Raw genomic sequence first — 17,029 nt, 5'->3', positions numbered from 1 at the left:
ATAACAACCTTTTGGCTGTCCGCTAACCCACCGCTACGCTTTTTAGCCCGTTTCTGAACCATTTACGCGGGATAAAAAAAGCCCGTCACCCAACAGGTGACGGGCTCTTCAGCGTAAGACGAAATTATGCCTGCTGGTTCATCAGGTCGCTGAAGGAAGTGGCTTTTTCAGTCACTTTCGCTTTGTTCAGCACGGCTTCAACCGCCTGCTCTTCCAGCGCGACATTACGCATGTTGTCCATCAGCTCTTTGTTTTTGCTGTAGAACTCGATCACTTCCTGCGGATCTTCGTAAGCAGAAGCCATCTCTTCGATCAGGCCCTTAACGCGTTCGTCGTCAGCTTTCAGCTCGTTGGTGCGAATCACTTCGCCCAGCAGCAGACCAACAACAACGCGGCGCTTAGCCTGCTCTTCGAACAGTTCGCGCGGCAGTTCCATCGCCTGCTGCTCATTACCGCCGAAGCGCTGTGCAGCCTGCTGACGCAGAACGTCGATTTCGCTGTCGATCAGCGCAGACGGAACATCGATATCATTGGCTTTCACCAGACCGTCGATCGCCTGAGACTTGATACGGTTACGTACCGCGCCTTTCAGCTCGCGCTCCATGTTTTTACGCACTTCTGCGCGCAGACCGTCGATGGAACCATCTTCCACGCCAAAGCGCTTGATGAATTCTTCGGTCAGTTCCGGCAGCTCACTCTCTTCAACTTTCTTCAGGGTGATGGCGAACTGTGCTGCTTTACCCTTCAGGTTTTCCGCGTGGTACTCTTCCGGGAAGGTCACGTCGATGGTGAACTCTTCGCCAGCCTTGTGACCCACGATGCCTTCTTCAAAGCCCGGAATCATACGGCCCTGGCCCATGGCCAGTACGAAGTCAGTCGCTTTACCGCCTTCAAACTCTTCGCCGTCAACGGTGCCGGTGAAGTCGATGGTAGCGCGGTCGTCTGCTTCAGCAGCGCCTTCTTTATCTTTCCAGGTGGCCTGCTGCTTACGCAGAGTGTCCAGCATGGTGTCGAGATCGGCGTCGGTAACATCAACAACCGGCTTCTCAACTTCGATCTCTTCCAGGCCCTGCAGCTCTACTTCCGGGTAGACTTCAAACTCTACGGAGTAGGTGTAGTCTTCGCCCAGCTTGTATTCGCCCGGCACGTATTGCGGTGCGCCAGCCGGATTGATCTTCTCCTGAACGATAGCATCAATGAAGTTGCGGCTCATCAGGTCGCCCAGAACGTCCTGGCGAACAGAGGCGCCATAACGCTGAGCAACGATGTTCATCGGTACTTTACCCTTGCGGAAGCCGTCAATGCGGACTTTCTTTGCCACGTTGACCAGCTCGCTCTTCACAGCGTTCTCGATGCTGTCAGCAGCGATAGTAATCGTGATACGGCGCCCAAGGCCCTGAGTGGTTTCAACTGAAACTTGCATCTTTATACCTCAAAAAATCACAGTACTCGGTCAACTCTGGAAGCCCGTTCTACTACACGCTTCTCCATACCGGGATGCCCCTCTGAAGCCAGAGTCACACTCCCTGTCGCCAGAATCATCCCGAAGACGTTCCGAAAATTAAGACGCAGCATTATAGCGGCATCACTGTAGTGAGTCGAGGACGGCGCAAGTTTGCGGCCGGGACCTCTTTCACAGTTCCCGATACCGATTCTGGCTTCGATACCCGGGCAGGCAATAAAACAGCGCCAGTCACTGATGTGGCTGGCGCTGTTTTACAACGTGAGAATGCGGCGGCTCCTGTCGCCGCCGACTTTAACGTCAGGCGATGCTGCTACCGGCTCCCCGGCAGGGCGGCGAAGCCACCACGGTATCCTGCAATCCTTCCCACTCTTTGTGGGTGTAGGTATGCAGCGCCAGTGCGTGAACGCTACCGGCCAGTTCTTCGGTTAATACCCCATAAATCAGACGATGACGGTTTAAAAAACGTTCTCCGGCAAAGCGATCGCTTACCAGAACGACTTTAAAATGGCTTTCAGAGCCCGCAGGGACATTGTGACGATAGCTCTCATCAACGACTTCCAGGAACACGGGGTCAAAGGCTGCTCTTAATTTTGCTTCTATTCGCTCGCGTACCATCATAATGCTTACCTCGACAACGCAGGGGATGTCACCCATCCCTTTCAATGTTAGCCGCTTTTACCGCTTCCAATGCATTTAACAATAAAAAACCCGGCCCTTCAGGGGAAAGAATCCTAACATAGCTGATACATCAGTCACCTGTGCAAAAATGGGCATTTCCTTACTTCGACTCTTAAAAAGGAGGAATCTGGGGGGAATACCTGCGTTTGGCACTTCCCCTTACCGGCAGCAATGATATGATGGCCGGAATTTTGCTGCCTTTGTGACATTCGAGACAAGTGAACATGTTCAAGAAAATACTCTTACCGCTGATGGCGCTGGCTATGCTGGCTGGTTGTGCTTCGCAGTCCAACACGATTGAAGTCTCCCCCAAAATAGCCCTGCCCCAGCAGGATCCCAGCCTGATGGGCGTGACTGTCAGCATTAACGGAGCAGACAAACGTACCGATCAGGCGCTGGCTAAGGTCAACCGTAATAACCAACTGGTGACCCTGACGCCTTCCCGCGATCTGCGGTTCCTGCTTCAGGAAGTGCTGGAAAAACAGATGACCGCCCGCGGATATATGGTTGGTCCGAGCGCGCCGGTCGATCTGCAGATTATCGTTAACCAGCTGTTCGCCGACGTTTCCCAGGGGAACGTGCGTTACAACATCGCGACTAAGGCCGATATCTCTATCGTTGCCACGGCTCAGAATGGCAACACCATGACCAAGCAGTACCGTTCCACTTATACCGTGGAAGGTGCCTTCCAGGCCACCAACAAAAATATCACTAACGCGGTTAACACCGTACTGACTGACACCATTGCCGAAATGGCGCAGGACACCAGCGTTCACGACTTTATTAAAAAGAACGCCCGTTAATCGCCGCACTTACGGCCCGGCAGCCATGCCGGGCCCGTCACCGGGTTTCTCATGAGTAGTCACTACCTTCGCCTCTTCCAGCAACCTAAATCAGCGGTTTTGCTGATTCTGGGCTTCGCATCCGGCCTCCCTCTCGCCCTGACTTCCGGCACGCTCCAGGCCTGGATGACGGTAGAAAATATCGATCTTAAGACCATCGGCTTTTTCTCTCTGGTGGGTCAGGCTTACGTCTTTAAATTCCTGTGGTCGCCCGCGATGGACCGCTACTGTCCGCCGCTGTTTGGCCGACGTCGCGGCTGGCTGCTGATTACCCAGCTTCTGCTGCTAGTGGCCATTGCCGGAATGGGCTTTCTGGATCCCGCCAGCAACCTGCGCTGGATGGCGGCACTGGCAGTACTGATCGCCTTCTGCTCTGCGTCTCAGGACATCGCCTTCGATGCCTGGAAGACCGACGTGCTGCCGCCGGAAGAGCGTGGCGGCGGCGCTGCTATCAGCGTGTTGGGCTACCGTCTGGCAATGCTGGTGTCTGGCGGTCTGGCGCTATGGCTGGCGGATAAATATCTGGGCTGGAATGCCACCTACTGGCTGATGGCCGCACTGCTGATTCCCTGCCTGATAGCGACCTGGCTGGCCCCTGAGCCGACAGACGCCATTCCGGTGCCTAAAAGTCTGGAAGAGGCCGTGGTGGCGCCGCTACGCGACTTTTTCGGCCGCAACAACGCCTGGCTGATTCTGTTATTGATCGTGATGTATAAGCTTGGCGACGCCTTCGCCATGAGCCTGACCACGACCTTTCTGATCCGCGGCGTCGGCTTCGATGCCGGTGAAGTGGGCGTGGTGAATAAAACCCTGGGGCTGCTCGCGACCATCGTTGGGGCACTGTATGGCGGCGCTCTGATGCAGCGGATGAGCCTGTTCCGGGCCCTGCTGATCTTCGGCATTCTACAGGGGGTTTCCAACGCAGGTTACTGGCTGCTTTCCATTACCGATAAACATATGTTCAGCATGGCTGGCGCCGTCTTCTTCGAAAACCTGTGCGGCGGTATGGGGACCTCAGCCTTTGTCGCACTACTGATGACGCTGTGTAATAAGTCCTTTTCCGCCACCCAGTTCGCCCTGCTTTCAGCGCTGTCGGCAGTGGGGAGGGTCTATGTTGGCCCCATCGCGGGCTGGTTTGTTGAAACCCATGGCTGGTCCGAGTTCTATCTCTTTTCCGTCGCCGCCGCGGTTCCCGGCATTCTGCTGTTGCTGTTATGCCGCAGTACTCTGGAGTACACCCAGCGCACCGGCGACTTTATGACCCGTAGTGCTTTCGCTGGCGGTTATCGCTTTGCGTTACGCCTGTTGGGCACAGGCTGCCTGCTGCTGGGCGCCTGGCTTTTAGTATTGATCCTGAATGCGCTGGATATCACGGCCTTCAGTTTTGGCACCATCCTGCTGGAGTGGGGAGCACTACTGGCGGCAATGGGTATTCTGTTTGGCAGCGTGCTGGACTGGCTGGCGCTACGCCGCGACGAGAAACGTGCCGCGACATAAAACCAAAGTGGCTAATTTATGGTCAAACAAACGTCAATTTGAATATTTATGGTTAACAAAAAGGGCGGTGAAAAATAATTCTGGTTGTCATTACGTGCGCATGGAATTAAACGGTTCAGCACGGTGCGGAATTATTTTCCCGCCTTTTTTGTTTATTGTTTGATGTTGTTTTGTTAATTATTTGTTGGTTTTATCCGAATGGTTATACCAATGTGCCTGATTGACGTTTCTTTACATTTAATTTGGTTATAATCCCCGTCATGTGCCCGTCGCCTCTGTTGTTTTACATTTTGTTGCATCTCATGTGACACTACCAACAGAACCCGGTAACAGCTCTCTGACACATCACCCCCCATGTTTACAGTAATGTAACCATCCCGTAAAATGCCCGCACACTTTAAACGCCACCAGATCCCCGTGGAATTGAGGTCGTTAAATGAGACTCAGGAAATACAATAAAAGTTTGGGACTGCTGTCGTTAATCGCAGGCACTGTATTACTCAGCGGCTGTGATGCGGCATTGTTAGACCCCAAAGGGCAAGTCGGCCTGGAGCAACGTTCACTGATACTGACGGCATTTGGCCTGATGTTGATTGTCGTGATTCCGGCCGTTCTGATGGCAGTCGCCTTTGCCTGGAAATACCGTGCGAGCAACAAGGATGCGAAGTACACGCCTAACTGGTCGCACTCCAACAAAGTCGAAGCTGTCGTCTGGATTGTCCCCATCCTTATCATCGTCTTCCTTGCCGTGCTAACCTGGAAAACCAGCCACTCGCTGGATCCATACAAGCCGCTGGCAGCCCAGAAAGACGAAAAACCCGTCACCATTGAAGTTGTTTCTATGGACTGGAAGTGGTTCTTCATCTATCCGGAGCAGGGTATCGCTACGGTGAATGAGATCGCCTTCCCGGCCAATACACCGGTAGAGTTTAAGATTACCTCCAACTCGGTGATGAACTCCTTCTTTATTCCGCGTCTGGGTAGCCAGATCTACGCCATGGCAGGTATGCAGACCAAACTGCACCTGATCGCCAACGAAGCAGGGACATACAACGGTATCTCCTCCAGCTACAGCGGCCCTGGTTTCTCCGGTATGAAATTCAAAGCCATTGCAACACCCGACCGTGCGTCTTTCGATCAGTGGGTAGACAAAGTTAAACAGTCTCCTAACGCGATCAACGATATGGCGGCCTACGAGAAAATCGCAGCCCCCAGTGAAAACAACAAGGTCGAGTACTTCTCCAGCGTGAAGCCTGAATTGTTCCGAGCAGTCGTTAACAAATTCATGGCGCACGGCCAGGACATGGATATGGACCACGCTGAAGGCGGGCACGCAAGCCACGCTTCTGGCGTTGAGGGCATGACCATGAGCAATGCGGAAACCTCTCATCAGGGCGCCGAGGAATAATACGATGTTTGGAAAATTGACACTGGATGCCGTCCCGTACCATGAACCTATTATCATGGTTACCATATCGGCAATTATTATCGGGGGGCTGGCGCTATTAGCGGCCATCACTTACTTCGGTAAGTGGTCATACCTGTGGAAAGAGTGGCTCACTTCGGTGGACCACAAACGCTTAGGGATCATGTATATCATCGTGGCGATTGTCATGCTGATTCGTGGTTTCTCCGATGCCATCATGATGCGTAGCCAGCAGGCGTTGGCCTCGGCCGGCGAAGCCGGCTATCTGCCCCCCCATCACTACGATCAGATCTTTACCGCCCACGGCGTTATCATGATCTTCTTCGTGGCGATGCCGTTCGTTATCGGTCTGATGAACCTGGTGGTTCCGCTGCAGATCGGCGCACGCGACGTGGCATATCCCTTCCTGAACAACCTGAGCTTCTGGTTCACGGTTGTCGGCGTTATTCTGGTTAACCTCTCTCTCGGGGTGGGTGAATTCGCCCAGACCGGTTGGCTGGCCTATCCGCCGCTTTCAGGCATAGAGTACAGTCCAACGGTCGGGGTCGATTACTGGATATGGAGTCTACAGCTATCGGGTATTGGTACCACGCTGACCGGTATTAACTTCTTCGTGACCATCATGAAGATGCGCGCACCGGGTATGACCATGTTCAAGATGCCGGTATTTACCTGGGCATCACTGTGCGCCAACATCCTGATCATCGCTTCGTTCCCGATTCTGACGGTGACTATCGCGTTGCTGACCCTGGACCGCTATCTGGGTACCCATTTCTTTACCAACGATATGGGCGGCAACATGATGATGTACATCAACCTGATCTGGGCCTGGGGCCATCCGGAAGTGTACATCCTGGTTCTGCCGGTATTTGGGGTCTTCTCTGAAATTACCGCGACCTTCTCTAAGAAACGTCTGTTCGGTTACACCTCGCTGGTGTGGGCGACCGTATGTATCACCATCCTCTCCTTCATCGTGTGGCTGCACCACTTCTTCACGATGGGTTCAGGAGCTAACGTTAACGCCTTCTTCGGTATCACCACTATGATTATCGCCATCCCGACCGGGGTGAAGATCTTCAACTGGCTGTTTACCATGTATCAGGGCCGCATCACCTTCCACTCTTCCATGCTGTGGACCGTGGGCTTTATCGTTACCTTTACCATTGGTGGTATGACCGGGGTTCTGCTGGCCGTACCGGGCGCCAACTTCGTGCTGCACAACAGTCTGTTCCTGATTGCCCACTTCCATAACGTCATCATCGGCGGCGTGGTCTTTGGTTGCTTTGCAGGTCTGGCTTACTGGTGGCCGAAAGCCTTTGGCTTCACTCTGAACGAGAAATGGGGCAAGCGCGCCTTCTGGTTCTGGATCATCGGCTTCTTCGTTGCCTTTATGCCGCTGTACGTGCTGGGCTTCATGGGGATGACCCGTCGTCTGAGCCAGGATATCGACCCGCAGTTCCATCCGATGCTGATGGTTGCCGCTGGCGGTGCTGTACTTATCGCTCTGGGTATCCTGTGCCAGCTGATCATGTTCTACGTCTCTATTCGTGACCGCGATCAGAACCGTGACCTGACCGGTGACCCGTGGGGTGGCCGTACTCTGGAGTGGGCGACTTCTTCTCCGCCGCCGTTCTACAACTTCGCAAAAGTTCCTCAGATCCACGAGCGCGATGCGTTCTGGGAAATGAAAGAGAAAGGCGAAGCGTATAAGCAACCTGCCCAGTATGAAGAGATTCATATGCCGAAAAACAGCGGCGCGGGTATCGTCATCGCTGCATTCGCTACGGTCTTCGGTTTTGCCATGATCTGGCACATCTGGTGGCTGGCCATCGTCGGTTTCGCCGGCATGATCGTCACCTGGATTGTGAAAAGCTTTGACGAGGACGTGGATTACTACGTGCCGGTCAAAGAGATCGAAAAACTGGAAAACCAGCATTTTGACGAAATTAGCAAGGCGGGGCTGAAAAATGTCAACTGATACTCTGTCTCACGCGAACGCCCACGATCATGGGCACCACGATGCAGGCGCCAATAAGGTCTTTGGCTTCTGGATCTACCTGATGAGCGATTGCATTATCTTTGCAACGCTGTTCGCAACCTATGCCGTTCTGGTGAACGGCACTGCTGGCGGCCCGACCGGCAAGGACATCTTCGAACTGCCTTTCGTGCTGGTAGAGACGTTCCTGCTGCTGTTCAGCTCCATCACCTACGGCATGGCGGTTATCGCCATGAACAAACAGAACCGGGGCCAGGTCATGACCTGGCTCGCCCTGACCTTCCTGTTCGGGGCCGGATTTATCGGGATGGAAATCTATGAATTCCATCACCTGATTGCCGAAGGGTTCGGTCCGGATCGCAGCGGCTTCCTGTCAGCCTTCTTTGCACTGGTCGGTACCCACGGTCTGCACGTGACCTCGGGTCTTATCTGGATGCTGGTGCTGATGGTTCAGATTAGCCGTCGTGGCCTGACCAGCACTAACCGCACCCGCGTAATGTGCCTGAGCATGTTCTGGCACTTCCTGGATGTGGTCTGGATCTGTGTCTTCTCTGTAGTCTACCTGATGGGGGCGATGTAATGAGTCATTCCAACGAACACGCCGGCGCACATCACGGCAGCGTTAAGACCTACATGACCGGGTTCATTCTCTCTATCATCCTGACGGTGATCCCCTTCTGGATGGTAATGAATGGCAGCGCGTCCCCCTCTACCCTGCTCTGGGTGATTGTGGTGACCGCAGTGATTCAGCTTCTGGTCCATCTGTCGTGCTTCCTGCACCTGAACACCTCTTCGGAGGGCGGCTGGAACATGATTGCCTTTGTCTTTACCGTGCTAATCATCGCCATCGTGGTGGTGGGCTCGATTTGGATTATGTGGAATCTTAACCACAACATGATGCTTCACTAAGAGCGGCAAAATGATTAAGCAATACCTGCAAGTCACGAAACCAGGAATTATTTTCGGGAATTTAATTTCTGTCATAGGGGGATTTTTACTGGCCTCACAGGGCAGTATTGACTATCCCCTCTTCCTTTACACCCTGATGGGCGTATCGCTGGTGGTGGCGTCTGGTTGCGTTTATAACAACGTGATCGACCGCGACATCGACCAGAAAATGGAGAGAACGAAGAATCGGGTGCTGGTAAAAGGCCTGATCTCACCGAAAGTATCGCTGGTGTACGCCACCTTGTTGGGTATTGCTGGCTTCATGATGCTGTGGTTTGGTGCCAACCCGCTAGCCATGTGGCTGGCGGTGATGGGCTTCGTGGTTTATGTAGGCGTCTACAGCCTGTATATGAAGCGCAAGTCCGTCTACGGTACGTTGATCGGCAGTCTCTCCGGCGCGGCGCCGCCGGTGATCGGCTACTGTGCTGTCACCAACGAGTTCGACGCTGGAGCCCTGATCCTGCTGGCTATCTTTAGCCTGTGGCAGATGCCGCACTCCTATGCGATTGCCATCTTCCGCTTTAAGGATTATCAGGCCGCCAACATTCCGGTTCTGCCGGTAGTGAAAGGCGTGCCTGTGGCAAAGAACCACATTACGCTCTACATCATCGCTTTTGCAGTGGCCACGCTGATGCTGTCGCTGAGCGGCTACGCCGGTTACAAGTATCTGATTGTTGCCGCGGCGGTTAGCGTATGGTGGCTGGGGATGGCGCTTTCTGGCTATAAGACCGAGAACGATCGCGTCTGGGCCCGTAAGCTTTTCGTCTTCTCTATCGTCGCTATCACTTCGCTGAGCGTGATGATGTCGGTCGACTTTATGGTGCCGGAATCCGGTAACCTGTTGACCTGGGTCAGATAACTCACTGCATGACGAAAAGGCCGCGTAAGCGGCCTTTTTTATCGGCATCTTGCAGGTAACTTCCTGTAATATTTGCTAAACAAGCTAATATTTACCCCTCCCTGGCCGCACACTACACTATGTCCGGCTTTTATTCCGAGGTACTAATGAACGACTATAAAATGACGCCCCTGGAGCGGCGCGCCACCTGGGGGTTAGGGACGGTCTTTTCACTACGCATGCTGGGCATGTTTATGGTGCTGCCGGTTCTGACCACATGGGGCATGGCGCTACAGGGCGCCAGCGAAGCGCTCATCGGTCTGGCGATCGGCATCTACGGCCTGGCTCAGGCTATCTTCCAGATTCCTTTCGGCCTGCTTTCCGATCGCATTGGCCGTAAACCGCTGATTATCGGCGGCCTGTTGATATTCGTGCTGGGTAGCGTTATTGCCGCCCTCTCCCACTCCATCTGGGGCGTCATCCTCGGCCGCGCCCTGCAGGGCTCAGGCGCGATTGCCGCCGCAGTCATGGCGCTGCTTTCAGACCTCACCCGGGAACAGAACCGCACCAAGGCCATGGCGTTTATCGGCATCAGCTTCGGGGTCACCTTCGCTATCGCGATGGTGCTGGGCCCCATAGTAACGCATGCCGTCGGACTGCACGGGCTGTTCTGGATGATCGCTCTACTGGCGACCCTGGGCATCGTCATTACGCTGCTGGTTGTCCCCTCCAGTGAAAACCATGTGCTGAATCGCGACTCAGGCATGGTACGTGGCTGTTTTAGTAAAGTGATGAGCAACCCGAAGTTGCTGAAGCTGAACTTCGGCATTATGTGTCTGCATATCCTGCTGATGTCCACCTTTGTGGCGCTGCCTGGCGAGCTGGAGCGGGCAGGACTCCCTGCCGAACAGCACTGGAAGGTTTATCTGTGCACCATGCTAATCGCATTCGCATCGGTGCTGCCGCTGATTATTTATGCCGAAGTCAAACGCCGGATGAAGCGCGTCTTCGTCGGCTGCGTGGCACTGATTATTATTGCGGAGATTGTACTCTGGGGCGCCGGTACCGGCTTCTGGACCCTGGCGCTGGGCGTTCAACTGTTCTTCCTGGCCTTTAACCTGATGGAAGCGCTGCTACCGTCGCTTATCAGTAAAGAGTCCCCGGCTGGCTATAAAGGAACGGCGATGGGCGTTTATTCCACCAGCCAGTTTATCGGCGTTGCCATCGGAGGTTCGCTGGGAGGCTGGCTGGACGGTCTGCTCGATTCCCAGACCGTTTTTCTGTGCGGCGCGCTACTGGCAACCCTCTGGCTGCTGGTAAGCATGACCATGAGCGAGCCGCCCTATGTAAGCAGCCTGCGCGTGGAGCTGAATGAAGCAGCAGCCCGGGATCCCGATCTACAGCGTCGTCTGCTGGCTGCTCCCGGCGTAAGCGAGGCGATTATCGTCCCTGCTGAGGGCAGCGCCTACGTGAAAATTGACAGCAAAGTGACCAACCGTTTCGATATCGAACAAATCATCAACGGCACTGCTGCCTGACAGCATGGGGGAGACACCCCTCCCCCATCATCCGCGTTAGTCGCGGAAGTTAGTAAACTGGAAAGGCTGTCCCAGATTACCACCGCGCACCAGCGCCATCACTGACTGCAGATCGTCGCGTGACTTGCCGGTTACCCGCACCTGCTCCCCCTGGATCTGAGCCTGCACCTTCAGCTTGCTGTCTTTAATCAGCTTCACGATTTTCTTCGCCTGCGCAGTCTCAATCCCCTGCTTCAGTTTTGCGTCCACGCTCCAGGTCTTACCGCTGTGCTCAAACTCGTCCGGCACTTCGATAGCGCTGCCTTCGATATTACGCTTCAGGAGCTTGCTGCGCAGGATATCCAGCAGTTGGTTAACCTGAAAATCAGACTCGCTAACGACCTTAATCGTCTGATTTTTATCATTAAGATCAAAGCTTGCGGTTACGTTACGGAAGTCGAAGCGGGTCTCCAGTTCGCGGCTGGCGTTATCCACCGCGTTACGCACTTCCTGCATATCGACTTCGGATACAATGTCAAAAGATGGCATGTTTTTATCTCCCTCCTGTTTTGTCGCATTGCATAATACCCACTAAGCTGCACAAAACAACACGCAGACGGGGATCGCCCCCGGCTTCGTGTCATCAATGCATAACACCGGACCACGGCCGGTGGGGAGGAATAATGAAGATTACCGTACTGGGTTGCGGCGCGCTGGGCCAGTTGTGGCTCACAGCCCTGTACAAACAGCACCATCAATTGCAGGGCTGGTTGCGCGTTCCCCAGACCTCGTGCACAGCCGATGTCACAGAGACAGACGGCACTCACATTAATCTAACGTTCACCGCCAATAATCGCGATTTTCTGGCTCACAGCGACCTGCTACTGGTGACACTGAAAGCCTGGCAGGTTTCCGACGCGGTGCGCCACCTGGTCGCAGAATTACCGGAAAACAGTCCAATACTGTTGCTGCACAATGGAATGGGGACCCTGGAGGAGCTCAAGGGCGTACGCCAGCCGCTACTGGTGGGCGTGACTACACAGGCGGCAAAGCGCGAAGGTAATAAGGTCATCCACGTCGCCAACGGCCTGACGCATATTGGACCGGGTAACGAGGCTGGGCAACGGCATAGTGGACTGGCGGTAGCGCTACAGCACGCCCTGCCCGATGTCGCCTGGCACGATAACATCAGCGCCATTGCCTGGAAAAAACTGGCGGTCAACTGCGCTATTAACCCCCTGACGGCCCTGCACGACTGTAACAATGGCGCTCTGCGCGCCCGGCCTGGTGAGGTGGAGCTTATCTGCAACGAAGTGGCGCTGGTGATGGCACGCGAAGGGCACCACACCTCACGGGAAGGATTACTCGACTACGTATGGCAGGTGATTGGCGCCACCGCAGGGAATGCCTCCTCCATGCTGCAGGACGTGCGCGCCCGACGTCACACCGAAATCGACTACATCACCGGCTATCTGCTGAAACGCGCCCGTGCTCATGGACTGGAAGCGCCGCACAATAGCCGCCTGTTCGAACAGATAAAACGTAAGGAGAATGACTATGAGCGCATCAGCACTGGTTTGCCTGGCGCCTGGTAGTGAAGAGACGGAAGCCGTCACCACTATCGATCTGCTGGTACGAGCGGGGATTAAAGTCACGACCGCCAGCGTAGCCAGCGACGGCGATTTAACCATCACCTGCTCACGCGGCGTCCGACTACTGACCGATGCGCCGCTGGTTAAGGTCGCCGATGGCGAATTCGATGTGATTATTCTGCCTGGCGGACTTGGCGGCGCGCAATGCTTTCGCGATAGTCCGCTGTTAGTAGAGACCGTCCGCCAGTTTCATCTTTCGGGGCGTATTGTGGCCGCCATCTGCGCTGCCGCAGGCACAGTGCTGGTCCCCCACAATCTGTTTCCCGGCGCCAATATGACCGGCTTTCCCGGTCTGAAAGAGACCATTCCAACGGAGCAATGGAAGGAACGCCGTGTAGTCTGGGATCCCCGCTTTAACCTGCTAACCAGCCAGGGGCCAGGCACCGCCATCGATTTCGCGCTGAAGATTATCGATCTGCTGGTCAGCACCGAAAAGGCCCATGAAGTCGCAGGCCAACTGGTGATGGCGGCGGGGATCTATAACTACTACCAGGAGTGATCAACCCGGAGTCGCGGACAGTTCCAGCCGCAGCCCCAATGCCGCCAGCGCCCGCTCAATAGTATCGATTTTGGTCGGATGCGCCAGGTTTACAATACGGGACACCTCCTGGGGACGGGTACGTAAACGGCGCGCCAAATCGGCCTGAGAGATCTCCGCTTCCAGCAGCGCATTAAGCAATATCACCTTCGCTGCAACGCTGGCGGGCACATCGACCCAGTTATCATCGCGTTGAATGCTCGCCGGAGCCGGAATCTGGCGACCATCTTCGAAGTAGAAATCAAACGCAGTCACCAGGGCGTCCTGAGCCATCGCCAGTGCTTCCTCACGACTGTCGCCCTGGGTAAGAGCCTCAGGAATATCGGGGAAAGAGACAAACCATCCCCCCTCCTGTGCCACTTCAAGATTAACCTTATAACGCATCCTGTGACCTCCTGTTAAATGATATCGAGCTGCCGCAAAATCGCCCTGCGCAGACTCTCATTCAGCTCCCTGCCCGGATGGCGAGGCATCACACACTGCCGGCCATTAAGATAGATCTTCACATGGCTTCTCCCTTCAACGAAGGTGGCTCCCTGGCGGGCCAGGAAACGCCGGAATTCCCTCTGCTTCATCGCGCCTCCATGCGGACGTCTCAATATAAACTTTTTTGGTTATAAAAAAAGCCCGCTCGATCAAAAAATGCACAAATCGATTTATAACAGAAACCGATAGAGGGTGGCGAAGAGGAGAAAACAGAACAGGAAGAGAGATTCAGAAAAGCAGACTTCTCACACCAGAGAGGCCCGGCAAAGTGTACAGGCTCGTGGATGAAAAACAGGCTCCCACCGAAATTTAGCGTAGGAGCCTGTAAAAGGGCATCAGGGACGCCACACCTTCACATTACTAAAGCCCTGTTCGCGCAGATACAGCGCCTGCAGGCGACTCATTACGCCGCGCTCGCACCACAGCAGGTAATTTTTGCTCTGATCGAGGTCGCCGAATTTGGTGCTCAGCTTGTAGAACGGCAGTGAAACCACTTCAACCCCTTCCAGGCTCAGCGGCTTATCGTCCTGCTCATCGATAGAGCGAATATCCAGTACCGCGTCGTTCGGGCCGAAGCTGGTGACGGTCTCGACTTCAACCACCTCCTGCTGAGCCTGCTCGGCGATATCGCGGATATCCATATTGGTCGCTGTTTCCACAACATGATCGAGGATAGCGAAGTCGAAATTCGCCTCTTCGGCTTCGATTTTCGCTTTCACCGCTTTCACAGTTGGGCTTTTCGAAATCACGCCGCAGTATTCTGGCATGGTGCGGGCAAAGTCTTCAGTGCCAATCTGGCGCGCCAGATTAATGATGTGCTCTTTATCGTGAGCAATCAGCGGACGCAGCACCAGGGTATCAGAAACATTGTCGATCAACCGCAGGTTGGTCAGGGTCTGGCTGGAAACCTGCCCCAGCGCCTCACCGGTAACCAGCGCCTGTACGCCATAGCGTTCGGCAATTTTCGAAGCGGCGCGAATCATCATGCGTTTCAGCACCACCCCCATCTGGCCATCGTCTACCTTTTCAAGGATCTCGCCTACCACGGGTTCAAAGTTAATGGCGACAAAGCGCACCCGGTGCGAGCTGCCAAAGCGATTCCACAGATAGTGCGCCACCTGACGAACGCCGATCTCATGAGCTGCGCCGCCAAGATTAAAGAAGCAGTAGTGCACACGGCAACCGCGGCGGATCAACATATAGCTGGAAACCCCGGAATCGAAGCCGCCGGAAATCAGCGACATCACATCTTCCTGAGTACCGATCGGAAAACCGCCGATCCCTTCGGAGCGACCAGTCACCAGCAGCAGCCTGTCGTCTTCGATCTCCAGATTAACGGTGACATCCGGGTTAGTCAGCTTCACCCGCGCGCTTTCGATATTCTGGTTCAGACCGCCACCCACATAGCGTTCCACCTCAATAGAGGTAAATTCGTGCTTACCACGACGCTTAACGCGCACGCAGAAGGTCTTCCCTTCCAGCTCAACGCGATAGTGGTCAAGCGCACGCTCGAAAATGTCGTGCATTGAGGTGAAGGTAGACTCTTCAACCTCCAGAATATGGTGAATGCCGGGAATCCGGGTCAGCGCATCACGAATGGCGGGACGCTGGCTCTCATCCTTTGCGCGTACAATAATGTGATCCCAGTGTCTGACTACCGCCAGGCTCTCATCATAGGTTTTGAGGACGTTACGAATGTTTCCGGCTAACATTTTGATAAAGCGCAAACGAACCGATTGGCTTTTAATGGTGATTTCCGGAAACAATTTAATGATAAACTTCATGGCGACAAAGGTTAGTTGGTCAGCGCCGCCTGAGTGATACCGCGGGCTGAGAAAGAATCAGTACCGCAGGCGACCAGGGCCCCTGCGACCAGGACGCGCAAGTATACCACCAGGATTGTGAAACTGCTCACCAACCCTTATGACTTATTTGATTCTCCGCAGGCCTCCGTTACCATAACGGATTCGCGAAAAATGACTAAACAGGGCCAGACGCACCATGCCTAAAAAGAAACCTGAAACTGCCAGCTTTGAAACCGCTCTGGCGGAGCTGGAGCAGATCGTGACTCGTCTGGAGAGCGGCGATCTCCCGCTGGAAGAGGCGCTGAACGAATTTGAGCGCGGCGTACAGCTGGCGCGCCAGGGCCAGAGCAAACTGCAGCAGGCCGAACAGCGAGTACAGATCTTACTTAGCGAAAGCGAAGAGGCGCCGCTCGACCCCTTCACTCCGGATGCCGGATAATGGATTTCTCTCAACAGATTCAGGCCCGCGTCGAGCAGGCCAATCAGGCGCTGCTGCGTTTTTTAACGCCACTGCCCTTTCAGAACACTCCTCTGGTGGATGCCATGCGCTATGGCACACTACTGGGCGGCAAGCGGCTGCGCCCGTTCCTGGTCTATGCCACTGGCGAGATGTTTAACGTCAGCCAGCAGACCCTGGATGCGCCAGCGGCAGCCATTGAGTGCATTCACGCCTATTCGCTGATTCATGACGACCTGCCAGCGATGGACGACGACGACCTGCGTCGCGGCCAGCCCACCTGCCATATTAAATTTGGCGAAGCGGGCGCCATTCTGGCCGGAGACGCGCTGCAAACGCTGGCATTTTCTATACTGAGTGATGCGCCAATGAGCGGCGTCGGGCCCGAGCAGCGCATAGCGATGGTGTCGGAACTGGCCCAGGCCAGCGGCGCCGCTGGCATGTGCGCAGGGCAGTCAAAGGATATGGAAGCCGAAGGCCATCAGGTCAGTCTGGCTACCCTTGAACAGATCCATGCGCTGAAGACCGGCGCCCTGATTCGCGCCGCAGTGCGTCTTGGTGCACTTTGTGCTGGTGAAAAAGGTCGCCAGGCGTTGCCAGCTCTCGATCGCTACAGTGCCGCCATTGGTCTCGCCTTCCAGGTGCAGGATGATATTCTGGATATCATCGGCGATACCGCCACCATCGGTAAGCGCCAGGGGCGCGACCCACAGCTCGGAAAGAGCACCTATCCCGCCCTTCTGGGGCTGGAACAGGCCCAGGCCAAAGCCCGGGATCTCTGCGATCGGGCGCTGGACGCGCTGGCGGAACTGAAAGCCGCATCGCTGGACACCTCTGCGCTGGAAGCGCTGGCGCGCTATGTCATTCAGCGCGATAAATAACCG

Annotated in this window: 18 protein-coding genes; 12 read left to right on the top strand and 6 right to left on the bottom strand. The window is 54.9% G+C overall.

All coding sequences use genetic code 11. The annotated features are described in order from the left end of the window. Window positions 1-124: 124 nt before the first annotated feature. Complete coding sequence (tig, locus tag SCU88_RS05495; protein ID WP_175339387.1) at window positions 125-1,423, bottom strand: trigger factor; 1,299 nt, start codon at window positions 1,421-1,423, stop codon at window positions 125-127. Window positions 1,424-1,762: 339 nt separating this feature from the next. After that, window positions 1,763-2,083: a transcriptional regulator BolA gene (gene bolA, locus SCU88_RS05490; RefSeq protein ID WP_138096011.1), complete on the bottom strand. Its 321-nt coding sequence runs from the start codon at window positions 2,081-2,083 to the stop codon at window positions 1,763-1,765. 284 nt (window positions 2,084-2,367) lie between these two features. Here bolA and SCU88_RS05485 point away from each other — a divergent pair, with 284 nt between their 5' ends. From SCU88_RS05485 to SCU88_RS05450, 8 genes are all read left to right on the top strand, one after another. Beyond that, entirely contained in the window at window positions 2,368-2,946 is a 579-nt protein-coding gene (locus tag SCU88_RS05485) for a lipoprotein (RefSeq protein WP_138096010.1), read from the top strand. A 51-nt stretch (window positions 2,947-2,997) separates the two neighbouring features. After that, window positions 2,998-4,482, top strand: coding sequence for a muropeptide MFS transporter AmpG (ampG, locus tag SCU88_RS05480; protein WP_175339386.1), 1,485 nt, complete (start codon window positions 2,998-3,000; stop codon window positions 4,480-4,482). 436 nt (window positions 4,483-4,918) lie between these two features. Further along, window positions 4,919-5,890 (top strand): cytochrome o ubiquinol oxidase subunit II, encoded by a 972-nt coding sequence (gene cyoA / locus SCU88_RS05475; RefSeq protein ID WP_138096008.1) that lies wholly within the window; start codon window positions 4,919-4,921, stop codon window positions 5,888-5,890. 4 nt (window positions 5,891-5,894) lie between these two features. Beyond that, the gene (gene cyoB / locus SCU88_RS05470; protein ID WP_175339385.1) at window positions 5,895-7,886 is read left to right on the top strand and encodes a cytochrome o ubiquinol oxidase subunit I; all 1,992 of its coding nucleotides are present in this window, start codon (window positions 5,895-5,897) and stop codon (window positions 7,884-7,886) included. Continuing rightward, entirely contained in the window at window positions 7,876-8,484 is a 609-nt protein-coding gene (locus tag SCU88_RS05465; RefSeq protein ID WP_138096006.1) for a cytochrome o ubiquinol oxidase subunit III, read from the top strand. Before cyoB ends, SCU88_RS05465 begins: the two co-directional genes overlap by 11 nt. Beyond that, the gene (locus tag SCU88_RS05460) at window positions 8,484-8,813 is read left to right on the top strand and encodes a cytochrome o ubiquinol oxidase subunit IV (RefSeq protein ID WP_138096005.1); all 330 of its coding nucleotides are present in this window, start codon (window positions 8,484-8,486) and stop codon (window positions 8,811-8,813) included. Before SCU88_RS05465 ends, SCU88_RS05460 begins: the two co-directional genes overlap by 1 nt. Before the next feature lie 10 nt (window positions 8,814-8,823). After that, a complete protein-coding gene (gene cyoE, locus SCU88_RS05455) occupies window positions 8,824-9,711 on the top strand; it encodes a heme o synthase (protein ID WP_138096004.1) in 888 nt (295 codons plus the stop codon). A gap of 146 nt (window positions 9,712-9,857) precedes the next feature. Continuing rightward, window positions 9,858-11,228, top strand: a complete 1,371-nt coding sequence (locus SCU88_RS05450; RefSeq protein WP_175339384.1) for an MFS transporter — start codon at window positions 9,858-9,860, stop codon at window positions 11,226-11,228. Window positions 11,229-11,264: 36 nt separating this feature from the next. Here the strand turns inward: SCU88_RS05450 and SCU88_RS05445 are convergent, their stop codons facing one another. Next, entirely contained in the window at window positions 11,265-11,756 is a 492-nt protein-coding gene (locus SCU88_RS05445) for a YajQ family cyclic di-GMP-binding protein (protein WP_138096002.1), read from the bottom strand. A gap of 134 nt (window positions 11,757-11,890) precedes the next feature. Between SCU88_RS05445 and panE the strand changes: the two genes are divergently transcribed. Both panE and yajL read left to right on the top strand, forming a co-directional pair. After that, window positions 11,891-12,802 carry a 2-dehydropantoate 2-reductase gene (gene panE, locus SCU88_RS05440; protein ID WP_175339383.1) on the top strand — a complete coding sequence of 304 codons (912 nt, stop codon included), beginning with the start codon at window positions 11,891-11,893 and terminating at the stop codon, window positions 12,800-12,802. Beyond that, window positions 12,765-13,358: a protein deglycase YajL gene (gene yajL, locus SCU88_RS05435; protein WP_138096000.1), complete on the top strand. Its 594-nt coding sequence runs from the start codon at window positions 12,765-12,767 to the stop codon at window positions 13,356-13,358. The genes panE and yajL overlap by 38 nt, the downstream gene beginning before the upstream one ends. Here the strand turns inward: yajL and SCU88_RS05430 are convergent, their stop codons facing one another. From SCU88_RS05430 to thiI, 3 genes are all read right to left on the bottom strand, one after another. After that, complete coding sequence (locus SCU88_RS05430; protein WP_138095999.1) at window positions 13,359-13,781, bottom strand: type II toxin-antitoxin system HicB family antitoxin; 423 nt, start codon at window positions 13,779-13,781, stop codon at window positions 13,359-13,361. Between the two features lie 14 nt (window positions 13,782-13,795). Continuing rightward, on the bottom strand, window positions 13,796-13,972 hold the full coding sequence (locus SCU88_RS05425) for a type II toxin-antitoxin system HicA family toxin (protein WP_138095998.1): 177 nt from the start codon (window positions 13,970-13,972) through the stop codon (window positions 13,796-13,798). A gap of 246 nt (window positions 13,973-14,218) precedes the next feature. Continuing rightward, on the bottom strand, window positions 14,219-15,667 hold the full coding sequence (thiI, locus tag SCU88_RS05420) for a tRNA uracil 4-sulfurtransferase ThiI (RefSeq protein WP_138095997.1): 1,449 nt from the start codon (window positions 15,665-15,667) through the stop codon (window positions 14,219-14,221). Window positions 15,668-15,884: 217 nt separating this feature from the next. Between thiI and xseB the strand changes: the two genes are divergently transcribed. Both xseB and ispA read left to right on the top strand, forming a co-directional pair. Further along, the gene (gene xseB / locus SCU88_RS05415) at window positions 15,885-16,127 is read left to right on the top strand and encodes an exodeoxyribonuclease VII small subunit (RefSeq protein WP_175339382.1); all 243 of its coding nucleotides are present in this window, start codon (window positions 15,885-15,887) and stop codon (window positions 16,125-16,127) included. Beyond that, window positions 16,127-17,026 carry a (2E,6E)-farnesyl diphosphate synthase gene (gene ispA / locus SCU88_RS05410; RefSeq protein ID WP_175339381.1) on the top strand — a complete coding sequence of 300 codons (900 nt, stop codon included), beginning with the start codon at window positions 16,127-16,129 and terminating at the stop codon, window positions 17,024-17,026. The genes xseB and ispA overlap by 1 nt, the downstream gene beginning before the upstream one ends. Window positions 17,027-17,029: the final 3 nt, after the last annotated feature.

Source organism: Jejuibacter sp. L23, assembly GCF_050815825.1.
In the GTDB taxonomy this organism is placed as follows: Bacteria; Pseudomonadota; Gammaproteobacteria; order Enterobacterales; family Enterobacteriaceae; genus Jejubacter; species Jejubacter calystegiae.
This window is presented reverse-complemented; position numbering and strand designations above follow the sequence as displayed.